This is a genomic window from Pustulibacterium marinum, from assembly GCF_900116665.1.
Taxonomy (GTDB): Bacteria; Bacteroidota; Bacteroidia; order Flavobacteriales; family Flavobacteriaceae; genus Pustulibacterium; species Pustulibacterium marinum.
Genome location: NZ_FPBK01000002.1, coordinates 317,442 through 330,113 on the forward strand (window position 1 = coordinate 317,442; position 12,672 = coordinate 330,113).

The window sequence follows — 12,672 nt, forward strand, 5'->3', positions numbered from 1 at the left end:
TAGCACCAAACCACAAACACATTTTTTAAATGAAAAAGACCTATTTGTTTTTGCTATTATGCATTTTAGGTATCTCGGGAGCACTGGCACAAGCCACTGTAAACGGTACCGTTGTTTCTAAGACAGACGGGATGCCCATTCCCGGTGCAACTGTTGTACCTAATGGTGCACAAGCACAAGGAGTACTTACAGATTTTGATGGAAACTTTAGCTTTACCGTTACCGAAGTTTCCGGAACCATTACCGTAAGTTATATGGGCTTTGCTACTCAGGAAGTTTCCTATGAAGGAGATGCAATGCTTCGAGTAGCATTAGAAGAACAAGTAAACAGCCTTGATGAGGTAGTACTTATTGGGTATGGTTCTTCACAGAAAAAAGACTTAACATCTGCAGTAGCTACTGTTGACAATGTAGAAAACATTAAAAGCAGACCGGTATCTAATTTCTCAGACTTTTTACAAGGAAATTTACCGGGGGTAACTGTAACACAAGATGGTGGAGACCCTTCGTCTTCTGCTAGTATTGTAATTCGTGGTATGGGAACCTTAAACGGGCAATCACCATTAACGGTCGTAGATGGTGTTCCATATTATGGTCCGGCTATCAACCCGAACGATATTGAATCTGTAAGTGTATTGAAAGATGCTGCTGCCGCGGCGATTTACGGAGCTCAGGCATCTTCGGGAGTTATTGTAATTCAAACCAAAAAAGGAAGAGCAGGAAAAATGCAGGTGAACATAGATTCGTATGCAGGTTTTCAATCGGCTAACAATTTACCAACGCCTTTAAACGCAGAAGAAAATAACTATGTGTATAACACCGCTGCAGACAATGCAGGTGCTTCTCGTTTATCAGCACACGATGCAAGTTTAAACCCTTGGGGTGCGGTGACCAGAACAAACTGGATGGACGAGATATTTAGAGATGCTGCTTTGTATAACGTGAATGCATCTATAAGTGGAGCTAGTGAAAAAGCACATTACTTAACCTCGTTTGGCTACAATAAAGTAGACGGTGTTTTGATAGGTACTAGTAAAGACCGCTATTCTTTCCGTGTAAAATCAGACTATGATCTTAGTGACCGTATGACTATAGGTGAAAATGTATACTTTTCTAAAACGGAAGCTATTGGAACCAATACAACCAGTGGCTATTCTGGAGCTATTATCAACGCTATTTATATGCCAGCGGCTGCTTCGGTTTACAATGAAGATGGTACATACCAGGGAGTAGTGCCAGAGGATCTATCCGATTTTGCAGGAGCTTACGGAGATGTGTACAATCCGGTAGCATTATTACTACGTCCTACCACCAGCAATCCTGTAAACTATATCAATGCGAATGTATATTTCAATTATGAGATTTTAGATGGATTCAGCTTTAAATCGAATTATTCGTATGCATTGACCAATACCAAGTACAAGCGTTTTGTACCGATGATTCCAGAGATAGGAAGAGCCAATTCCGAAAACTATTTATACCAAAGTTATTCCGATACCAATCGTTGGATTTGGGATAATCAATTGAACTATAAAAAGTCTTTTGGAAAACATAATCTGGATTTGACAGCTATATATTCTGCGCAGCATACCGATTATGAATACTTTTATCAAGAAGGAAGAGGTTTCAGTAGCGAGGAAGGCTACAACCAGTATATGAGCAATGCTACCAGCTTACAACCATCGGTAACCGATGTGTACGAAGATGCATTGACTTCTGCCATTGGTAGAGCCATGTATAACTATGACAATACCTATTACCTTTCGGCAAGTATCCGTAGAGATGAGACTTCTCGTTTGGCAGACGGTAACAAATCAGATTATTTTCCTTCTGTTTCGGGAGCGGTACGTTTAACCAATCTACCTGTTTTTGATAATAGTACCCTTCTGAATGATTTAAAACTAAGAGGTTCATGGGGTGAAATAGGAAATATCAATACAGTAGGATATTATTCATTTGATGTACCATTGAGTACCAACATTGCAGTGATGGGAGAAGATGGAGCTTATGATGCCAACGGAACGTACGTGGGACAACAAAGTAACCCAAATCTAAAATGGGAAACTACGGAATCTTTTGACATTGGTTTAGATGCACAATTGTTAGAAAACAGATTGAGTTTAACGCTTGATTATTTCAGCAAACGAACCAAAGGAATGATCATTCCCGGATTAGAAGATTCACACCAAGGAACAGCGGCTGCCGATGTTAATGGTGGTGAAGTGAAAAATACAGGTTGGGAACTAGCGGCTTCTTACACCGGTGGAGGTAAAGATTTAAACTATACCATTCGTGGAAACATGAGTACCGTGCAGAACGAACTTGTAAACTTGGATGGATACAATGAAGCAGGTATTGAATACATTCAGCATAGCGATGAGGTAAGAGGGGTGTTAAGACCATTCCGCTCTGCAGTAGGTGAGGAATTGTACTCATACTATCTAGTTCCGGTAATGGGAATTTTCCAATCGCAAGATGAGATTGATGCGTATGCTCAAAATGGAGAATTGATTCAACCGGATGCACAACCGGGTGATTTGAAATTTGAAGATGTGAATAACGATGGTAAAATAGATAGTAACGACCGTAAGTTTATGGGAAGTTATTTACCGGATTTCACTTATAGCTTTGGATTTACAGTCAACTACAAAAACTGGGATTTAAATGCCTTGTTTCAAGGTGTAGCAGGAGCAAAGGCTTTTAATGCGTACAAATATTCTACCTATAACGCTTCTTTACAGGGGTACAACCTAGACAATCGTGTATTGAATGCATGGAGTGAAGACAACACAAGTTCAGATATTCCTAGATTATCTACTAGTGATGCCAATGGAAACTTTGGAACCATTTCTAGCTGGTATTTAGAGAATGCATCGTACCTGCGCTTAAAGAACGTAACGCTAGGGTATACACTGCCAACAGATTTCATGAACCGTATCATGGAAGGTTCTTCTTTAAGATTTTATGTGTCTGCGGATAATATTTTCACCATCACAGATTATTCAGGTATGGATCCGGAAGTGGGTAACAATGGGTTAGACATCGGTAGATATCCATTGTCTTCTAAATATGTAGCCGGTTTATCACTATCCTTCTAACAACAATCAATATTTAAAAAGACGATTATGAATAAACATATCACTATAAAATTAACGAGTCTTGCAGCAACAGCATTGCTTTCATTGGCAGTATTCAACTCTTGCTCAGAAGACTTTACCAGTGTAACTCCAAAAGGAAGCACCTCGTACGCTAATTATTGGAAAACAGAACAAGATGCTGTACAGGCGGTAAATAGTATGTACAACGAAATGAAATCTGAAGAATTATTTTCAAGAGGTTTTTTCTGGTACATCAATGCTTCCGATGATTTGATCACCGGACGTATCAAAGCCGATGCTGATAACATTAAAAACTTTGTATGTACAGGAGATGAAGGGTATACATCGTACATGTACCCTGCCGGATTCCGTGTCATTCGTAGAGCAAATGACGTTTTAAAGAACGTACCAGATATGGATCTTGATGAAGATCTAAAGAATCGTTTACTGGGCGAGGCCTATTTTATGAGAGGTTTCTTCTACTTCTGGTTAGCTCATAGTTATGGAGATAACGGTGAAAACGGAGGGATTCCTATTGTAACGGTAGCAAACATGGATGATGCCGCTGGTAGCTATGAGCGTCCGTCAAGTGTTACGGTAAACTATGCTCAAATAGTGGAAGACTTAACTGCAGCAGCAGAGCTATTGCCATTATTCACAGATTTGGAAAGCGCAGACTACGGTCGTGCACACAAAGATGCTGCGTATGCCTACATTGCCAAGACCTATTTGTACTGGGCGCAGTATGATCAAAGCAAGTATGCAGATGTAGTAACCTATGCAGATATGGTAACCAATTCCGGTTCTGGAAGAGCATTGATTGACACCGATACGCCTGATGAAGATTTTAGATTGTTGCACAGTCATCTAAACAATTGGACCAATGAATACATTTGGTCTGTAAACTCTGGTGTTGAAGACGGAAGTAAACTTCCTGGTGTCATGCTTGAAAACAAAGGATGGAGTAAGTACAACGGATGGGGATATTACCAACCAACCGAAGAATTGTACGAGGCTTTTGAAGAGGATGATGTACGAAGAGGTGTTACCATTTTAAAGTTTGGAGATGAGTTCACCTACTTTGGTGAAGACAGACAGTACTATTCAGAGAATTCTTTGTCTGGGCTTCAGTTCAACAAGTATATGTATGAATACCAATACGAATCTCCGGAAGGAACCTATGTGAATTCAAACGGAGATAACCCAACAACCGTGTACAATGTTCCATTAATGCGCTATGCAGAAGTATTGTTAATGAAATCCGAAGCATTGATCATGCAAGGACAAAACGGGGATGCTCCTTTAAATTTAGTACGTGACAGAGCAGGGTTAAACCCAGTTTCCGGAGCTACGATAGACGATTTGAAACATGAGCGCCGTGTAGAATTAGCAGGGGAATTTGCAAACCGCCATTTTGATTTGGTTCGTTGGGGTGATGCAGAAAGTGTATACGCACAAGCATTACACGGTAGAATTCATTCAGACAGAACCAATCCAGATTCAGATTATACCATCGAAGAAGTGTGGGAAGCGCGAGACTTCGATCCTTCATATATGCACGTTTGGCCATTACCTACCACTGTAATAGAGGGTTCAGGTATTTCGCAAAACGTCGGTTGGTAAATTGTGTTTTTAGTTATTTGTTTAATGAAAGATGCCACTGTGCAAGGTGGCATCTTTATGACTTTTTTGTATGCAGAAATTAACAAGATATGTGTGGTTACTATGGTTGGCTACCAACAGCCTTTGGGCGCAAAATCCAATCATTCATTCCCATAATGACTATGAGCAGCAAGTACCTTTTTGGAATGCTTATGCCGCTGGGGCGCGCTCCATTGAGGCCGATGTTATTTTAAAGAATAATACATTGTACGTAGCTCATGCCGAATCAGAGATTCAGGAAACCAGAACGATGGAAAGTTTATACCTAGCACCTATTCAAAAGGGCGTTGCTATGGGAATGATCACTGAGCAACCATTACAACTATTATTAGATATAAAAACCGATGCCAAAAAGACTTTAAAGCTTTTGGTACAAACGCTGGAAAAATACCCTAGTGTATTGGCACAGCAACAAATTACGTATGTGATCTCGGGAAATCAACCGGAACCTAAAAAGTTCAAGGACTATCCTGAATACGTTCAATTTGATTACCAAGCCTTAGAACCTTTGACCGATGAAGAGTGGAATCATGTAGGTATGATCAGTTTAAACTACAAACGCTTTGCAGGTTGGAATGGTAAAGGTCGTTTTACCAAAGAAGATCTGGCGAAAGTGAAAGAAGTGATTGAAAAAGCACATAGCTACCACAAACCATTTCGTTTCTGGGCAACTCCCGATTCTAAAAGTGCCTGGAAAGCATTTACCGATTTAGGGGTAGATTATATCAATACAGATATGCCTTTTCAGTGTGTAAACTACGTACGTTCGTTGCCAAAACGCGTGTACACCAACACAGTGTTTTCAGAAGTATATACCCCAACGTATGAATACGACCAAACCGAAGAAGCGGTTAAAAACGTAATTTTATTAATTGGTGACGGGAACGGACTTTCAGAGATTTCGGCAGCAACGCTTGCCAATGGTGGTGAATTAACGTTGACACAACTAAAGAGTATTGGGTTCATCAAAACATCTTCCTCTGATGACTTTACCACTGATTCTGCCGCAGCCGGAACTGCTATTGCCATCGGACAAAAAACGTATAACCGTGCTATTGGGGTAGACAGTTTGGGCAATGCCGCTACCAACATTTGTGAAGTGTTACAAGCCCAAAACTATAATACGGCAGTGATTTCCACAGACGAAATTACGGGCGCTACGCCTTCAGCCTTCTATGCGCATCAAAAAGATAGAGGAATGAACCAAGAAATTGCAGCGGATCTGTACAAAAGTCAATTAACACTTTTTGCAGCGGGTGGCCGTAAGTATTTTCAAGAGCCGTTGCCTTTTACCATCGTGGACACTCCCGAAGCCATTGCCAATACTACTGCGAAACATGTTGGTTATTTTATGGCGGAAGGTGGCGTTCCTAGTGTGTTAAATGGGAGAGGAGAAGCATTTCCTGATGTTGTAGCCAATAGTTTAGTGTATTTAGGAAAACAAGAACAACCTTTCTTTGCTATGATTGAGGGTGCTCAAATAGATACACATGGACATTTTAATGATGTAAGCGGAATTGTCGCAGAAGGAATTGATTTTGACAAAGCCATTACCAAAGCCATTCAGTTTGCAGATACCCATCCGGGTACGTTGATTATTGTCACAGCCGATCATGAAACTTCTGGTTTTAGCATTCCGCAGGGAAATCTGGAAAACCATGTGATTGAAGGTGATTTTACCACCCATGATCATACCGCGACCATGGTACCTGTATTCGCCTATGGACCACATTCGCAAGATTTTATGGGTGTGTATGAAAATAACGAAATTTACCATAAGATACTTAAACTATTAAACCTCTAATAGAACGTATTTAGTTTCCCCCAACTATTACCAAAAACCGTATGCGCCTGTGGCCATGCGGTTTTTATTTTTAGGGTAAGATAGAACTATAATTTCCAGTTCATACGTTGTTTGGGCGTTAGAAAAGTCCAGGCTACAATTCTGCTTACCTTATTTCCGGTGCCCATTTCAATGGTTTTGAACTCGTTTACCTTAGCCTTTTTAAGTTGTTGATAGATGCCTTTCAGGCTTTCTTGTTTCGAAACCAAAGTTGTAAACCAATAACAGTTGTTAGCAAATTTGATACTGTCTACAATCATTTGCTGAATAAACGCTTGTTCGCCTCCTTTGTAGATGAGTTCGTTGCTTACTCCGGCAAAATTAAGCGCTGCTTTGGTCACCTTTTTACCACTGAGGTTACGCACTTTACGTAGACTTCCCTTTTGTGCTGCAGCCGCTGAGGTATGAAAAGGAGGATTGCAAAGTGTCAATGTCACCTTTTCTTCGGGATGTAGAATTCCTGTAAAAATCTGTTTTGGGTTCGGTTGCAAACGTAAATCGATCTTTCCGTGTAGCTGTGCATTATTTTCCACAATCTGTTTGGCTGATGCCAATGATTTTGCTGCTACATCCGACGCAATAAAGTCCCAACCATATTCGGCTACGCCTAGCAGTGGATAAATACAACTAGCCCCGGTACCCACATCTAAACAACGAACGTGTTGATGTGGTACATCTTTACCATGTTGACGCTCTTGTAGCAAGTCGGACAGATAATGTAAATAATCGGCTCTCCCGGGAATGGGTGGACATAAATTAGCATCCGGAAACTCCCAATATCCAATACCGTAATAGTGTTGCAACAGGGCTTTGTTAAGCAATTTCACCGCCTTAGGATCGCTAAACGCTACCGAAGGTTGCCCCATTTTGTTGGGCACTACAAAAGCTTCCAACTCGGGTACCGCAGTCACCAAGGCTTCTAAATCATACGCCTCCCGATTTTTATTTCGGGGATGCAAACGACTTTTGGTAGGAGTTTTCTTTTCGGTAGGCATGGCGAATTCTTTGCCTGCAAAAGTACGTATTTTTAAGAAGTCTTTCTTTTGAGTTGTTCCAAGTAGCTACAACCGCTGGCGCGAGCATCTTGCTCGTGACCTGATATTTTCAATCTATGATATAATTACTTCTATTAATATCGAAATAGCACAAGCGTGACCCTTGTGCTAGCATCTTACTATGAATTCATATCTATTTCTAAAATTGTATGGTCGTCGTTACCATAATTTCTGGCACTACTATATTTCCAATCAATCGGATCGGTAACAAATCCACTTAGTACAGGATTTTGATGGATATAGGTCAATTTTTGCTCAAAAACTTTTAAAGACCAAACCTGAATAGGTTGATTGTGTTGTTGCCAAAATTGCCTATGCTTTACATTGCTATTTTTCTTTCCTGCTTGCGAAAACATCCACAGTAACCATTCTTTTCTACTTTCTTTTGGATTTTCCGCTATTTGTTTTATCAAAGTTCGTGAAGTATAGCCTTTAAAATCTCTAATTAGACCAGAAGGATCTTGATGTGCAGACCTGAAAAGTAAATGTACATGACTTGGCATAATGCAATACCCATAGAGTTCCATTCCTTTGTGTTTTCTACAATAATCTAATGAAGTTATAAGTGTTTCAAAATAAGCGTTTCTAGTGAAAACATCAATCCAATGAATAGTGGCAAAGCTTATAAAATAAGCACCATCTTTTTCTGAAAATTTATATTTTCTACTCACATACTAAATATACAAAAATAACAATAGAGCCTACATTTATAGTAAACAGCACGAGTGTGACCCTCGCGCTAGCAGAAAAGCTACCACCGCTAGCGCGAGCATCTTGCTCGTGACTTTATATTTTTTTAATCTATGATATAATTATTTCTGGAATAATAAAACAGTACGAGCGTGACCCTGACGCTAGCAGAAAAGTTACCACGGCTAGCGCAAGCATCTTGCTCGTGACCTTACATTTTTTAATCTTTGATATAGTTACTTTTAATAATATTAAAACAAGCACGAGCGTGACCCTCGCGCTAGCAGAAAAGCTACAACCGCTGTCGCGAGCATCTTGCTCGTGACTTTATATTTTTCAATCTTTGATATAATTACTTCTAATAATATTGAAACAGCACGAGCGTGACGCTCGGGCTAGCAGAAAAGCTACAACGGCTAGCGCTAGCATCTTGCTCGTGACCTTGTATTTTCAATCTTTGATATAATTATTTCTGGAATAATAAAACAGCACGAGCGTGACGCTCGCGCTAGCGAAAAAGCTACAACCGCTGTCGCGAGCATCTTGCTCGTGACTTTATATTTTTTCAATCTTTGATATGATTACTTCTAATAATATTGAAACAGTACGAGCACGTCCCTCGCGTTGGGAAAAAAGTCACAACCGCTGGCGCGAGCATCTTGCTCGTGGCCTTATATTTTAACAAGTAACTATACTATTATGAAACTGTTTTAAATCAAAAAAAGTAGCTTCAAAATAGGCTAGGCTATCCCTTTTTTTCATACCTTGAAAATACCGCCTTAAAGCTGTTTTTGGCATTTTTATTTTCTTACAAACAGCAGAAAACCATAAGAGATGTCCCGTAGATACCGCGTGTATCTCCCGTATATGTCTCGTGTTATGACTAATAGACAATACATCCGCAATCGAACCGCAACCCTACCGCAACTGGGCGTACAATATAGCATACATACTTTTGAAGCATGATGTTCATCAAGAACTGCAAAACCTCAGAAATAGATGACCATTGGCATCAATATCCATGCATTTAAAATCGGTTATGGTATCCCTGTAGGTACTGGCATGTTCAGGCAATAGTCAAGCCATGGTGAGTCCATAGTTTTACAGCTAAACAATGGACTCAGTATGGACTTACCATGGACTCACCATGGAGTGAGGTGGGAGGTATGCGCTGAAAGAAAAAGGCAGATGTGATTGTTATATAGTTAGGATCATCATGATGGGTATGATGTTCGAGAAACAAAGTAGGAAATTTGCTTCAAATAGAGATATGGCTTACTTTTAATGCTCATCAATTAAGGAACATCCATTTATGAAAAAATATATATTGCTTTGCATTTGCCTGTGTACGTATGCAATGGCGCTAGCACAAGAATCGAATACTGAAACTTATAGTTTAACGTATACAGTAGATACGCTCCAAAGTAAGGTGCTTAAAGATGATAGAGCTTTGAAGGTGTATCTTCCGGAAGGGTATGATGCGCAGCAAAAATACCCGGTAGTGTACATTACCGATGCTCAAACTAGCAATTTCACCACGGCTATGACGTATATGCATGCTATGATGGAAGGGGCATTACTTCCTAAATGTATTTTGGTAGGGATTGTTCAAAAAGACCGTTGGAATGAGCTAGAGGTGTCCTATAAAGAAAACGGAAAACGCTTCAAGGACTATATTTTTGAAGAGGTGGTGCCATATATTGATGCGCAGTACAGCACTTCCGGTTACAACGTAATGGTTGGGCACTCTGATGGGGCGGAATACAATCAGCATTTGTTGTTAGAAAAAGAAAATCCGTTTGCTTCTTTCATTAGTTGTAGTACCAATTTTAATACGCCTATGGAAGAAGCGTTGGGTACGTTCTTCAAAGAGTATACCGGGAAGCCTATCTATTATTTTATTGCTAATGTGAAGTATGAGGTTCCCGAAAGAATAGCAGCAGGTAATCTAATGGAAAGATTAGCTGTAGAAGCTGCGAATCCGAAGATTCAATTGACGTTACAAACTTACAAAGCGCAACATGAGAGCATTGTGATTCGCGCTTTACAGGACGGATTGTTGTACGTGTTTCAAAACTACCGCAACTTGGATGCGTATGCTGATTTTAAAGAGTATGCAGATCATTATCAACAAGACATCGCGACATACTATGGATTTGTACCTCAGTTTGAATACATGGATGTGGACTATTATTTTGGTAAAATATTAGATGAAAAAGACATCGCTGGGTATGAATTTATGGTTCAGTTTTCAAATCAGCACAACATATTCTTTGGGAATTATGTAGACGAGGCTAATTCGTATTTCTACATGGAGGCTTATCCACAAACCATTGTATCGTATAACAGGGCTTTAAACGATATGGAAGGTATCCAAAAAAATGTTTTTATGGGTAATTTATTTAGGGTGTTGAAGGCTTATGAACACGAAAACGATCTGAAAGGCGCTGTAAAATTTATGGAAGCAAGTATCAAAAAATTACCGGAATACAAATTGGAATTATCCTACCTATTAGGCAAGTTTTGCAAAGAGCAACACATTCAGGAAGCCAAAGGAAAACGCTTGTGGGCCTATTGCAAAAAGAACTATCATGAAAACCGCGCGTTCACCCAAGCCGATTTAGAAGCGTTGTAACATTTGAGGCTTTGTTACTACTGATAGTTACAAACCAACAACAAATATGAAAGCACTTGTACCATATACCTCGGTGACCGAAGCCTTACCGGCTCTAGACAACGGTGGCCGTTTTTACAATTGGAGTTCCAAAGCCAACGATGGCGAAATCACCGAAGCCGAAGTGGCCAAAACAGGGCAAATATATATAGGCACTCAAAAACTTATTTTGTATCTGGAAATGATGTTACTAGGCTTGTCACACAACGAGCAACAATCTATTTTGAACAGATTAAGTCCAGATTTAACAAAGGCATACCGAAAGTACCAACCCAAATGTTGGTTGCCTTCTCAGGTACAACAATCGGGAGTAGCGGCCAGCAATGCGATTGTAACGGGCATTCCCAAGTTGATCGATAAAAAAAGCGAATTTCAAGGATTTATTATGATTCCCATTGCGGCAGGGAGTACTACTGTAATGACCATGATACCGTTGATAGAGGCTTACAATGTATATGAGCTAAGAGATGAAGCTACTTCAGAAACCTTTATCATAGCCCATACCAAACAAAATGCGCCATTGCCGGAACAGCGAGTAGTAGTAGGCGGTATACTCAAAAAACTAAAGAGTGACGCCAAAGACACAGAAGAAAAACAACTGTTTTTGGAAGTACAATATCATATTGATCAACCGGAATTGGCTAACCGATTGGCATTGCAGCACTAATTACCACATTCTTAACAACTATTTACGATAAACCGTTTATTTTTGTAGCAAACTACAACCCAAACTATGGCTTCAGGATTTTTTGCGATCTTAGATGATATCGCTTCTTTAATGGATGATGTTGCTTCGGCAAGTAAAATAGCAACTCAGAAAACCGCGGGTATCTTAGGAGATGACCTTGCTGTAAATGCAGAAAAGGCTACCGGCTTTGTATCTAGCAGAGAGTTGCCGGTTTTATGGTCTATTTCTAAAGGAGCATTACTCAATAAAATTATCATTATTCCTATTGTCTTCTTGCTCAAAGTGTATGTACCCATTGCTATCACCATTGTATTGTTAATTGGTGGTTTTTACTTGGCGTACGAAGGGGTAGAGAAGATTGTGGAGTTCTTGTTTCATAAACAACACAAACCAGAGGCTGCGGCTATTCCCAAAGGAAAGGAAGCAGCATTGGCAGCTGAAAAATCAAAGATCAAAGCTGCAATTTCTACAGATTTTATTTTGTCGCTAGAGATTGTGATCATAGCCCTTGCTTCTGTTCCACAAGATGCTACTTTAGGCGTTCAAATAGTAACCGTTACGGTGGTGGCCTTGTTGGCTACCGTGGGTATCTATGGAATTGTAGCCTTAATTGTACGTATGGATGATGCAGGTATCAAGCTTATTGACCGGTCTAACGATACCGGTTTTAGAAGTAAATTAGGTCACTTTTTGGTAAGAGCTTTGCCGGTAGTTATTCGTATTTTATCTGTGGTAGGTACCATTGCCTTGATCTTGGTATCCGGTGGTATTTTTGTACACAATGTGGAGTACATTCATCACATGTTACCAAGTGTGCCTAGTATTGTAAAAGAGATTGCCTTAGGATTAATTGCAGGGCTCATTGCTCTTGGAGTGATTACCGGTGTGAAAAAACTGATACACGTTTTCAAAAAATAAAAAGATGCTTTTTGGAATGCAATAGGGATGAAGAAAGTAATCCA

General features: G+C 39.9%; 8 protein-coding genes. 6 read left to right on the top strand and 2 right to left on the bottom strand.

Features of this window, described 5'->3' with window-relative positions; translation table 11 throughout:
• Positions 1 to 29: 29 nt before the first annotated feature.
• The 3 genes from BM383_RS05830 to BM383_RS05840 all read left to right on the top strand — a co-directional run bounded on the left by BM383_RS05830 (position 30) and on the right by BM383_RS05840 (position 6,564).
• On the top strand, positions 30 to 3,098 hold the full coding sequence (locus tag BM383_RS05830) for a SusC/RagA family TonB-linked outer membrane protein (RefSeq protein ID WP_093023970.1): 3,069 nt from the start codon (positions 30 to 32) through the stop codon (positions 3,096 to 3,098).
• 27 nt (positions 3,099 to 3,125) lie between these two features.
• On the top strand, positions 3,126 to 4,721 hold the full coding sequence (locus BM383_RS05835; RefSeq protein WP_093023973.1) for a RagB/SusD family nutrient uptake outer membrane protein: 1,596 nt from the start codon (positions 3,126 to 3,128) through the stop codon (positions 4,719 to 4,721).
• A 70-nt stretch (positions 4,722 to 4,791) separates the two neighbouring features.
• A complete protein-coding gene (locus BM383_RS05840; RefSeq protein WP_093023975.1) occupies positions 4,792 to 6,564 on the top strand; it encodes an alkaline phosphatase in 1,773 nt (590 codons plus the stop codon).
• Between the two features lie 86 nt (positions 6,565 to 6,650).
• Here the strand turns inward: BM383_RS05840 and rlmF are convergent, their stop codons facing one another.
• The gene (gene rlmF, locus BM383_RS05845; RefSeq protein ID WP_093023977.1) at positions 6,651 to 7,598 is read right to left on the bottom strand and encodes a 23S rRNA (adenine(1618)-N(6))-methyltransferase RlmF; all 948 of its coding nucleotides are present in this window, start codon (positions 7,596 to 7,598) and stop codon (positions 6,651 to 6,653) included.
• 179 nt (positions 7,599 to 7,777) lie between these two features.
• Positions 7,778 to 8,329: an REP-associated tyrosine transposase gene (locus BM383_RS05850; protein WP_093023979.1), complete on the bottom strand. Its 552-nt coding sequence runs from the start codon at positions 8,327 to 8,329 to the stop codon at positions 7,778 to 7,780.
• Positions 8,330 to 9,660: 1,331 nt separating this feature from the next.
• Here BM383_RS05850 and BM383_RS05855 point away from each other — a divergent pair.
• The 3 genes from BM383_RS05855 to BM383_RS05865 all read left to right on the top strand — a co-directional run bounded on the left by BM383_RS05855 (position 9,661) and on the right by BM383_RS05865 (position 12,628).
• Positions 9,661 to 10,983 (top strand): alpha/beta hydrolase, encoded by a 1,323-nt coding sequence (locus tag BM383_RS05855; RefSeq protein ID WP_093023981.1) that lies wholly within the window; start codon positions 9,661 to 9,663, stop codon positions 10,981 to 10,983.
• Between the two features lie 46 nt (positions 10,984 to 11,029).
• Positions 11,030 to 11,689, top strand: coding sequence for a hypothetical protein (locus BM383_RS05860; RefSeq protein WP_093023983.1), 660 nt, complete (start codon positions 11,030 to 11,032; stop codon positions 11,687 to 11,689).
• 66 nt (positions 11,690 to 11,755) lie between these two features.
• A complete protein-coding gene (locus tag BM383_RS05865) occupies positions 11,756 to 12,628 on the top strand; it encodes a DUF808 family protein (protein ID WP_093023985.1) in 873 nt (290 codons plus the stop codon).
• Positions 12,629 to 12,672: the final 44 nt, after the last annotated feature.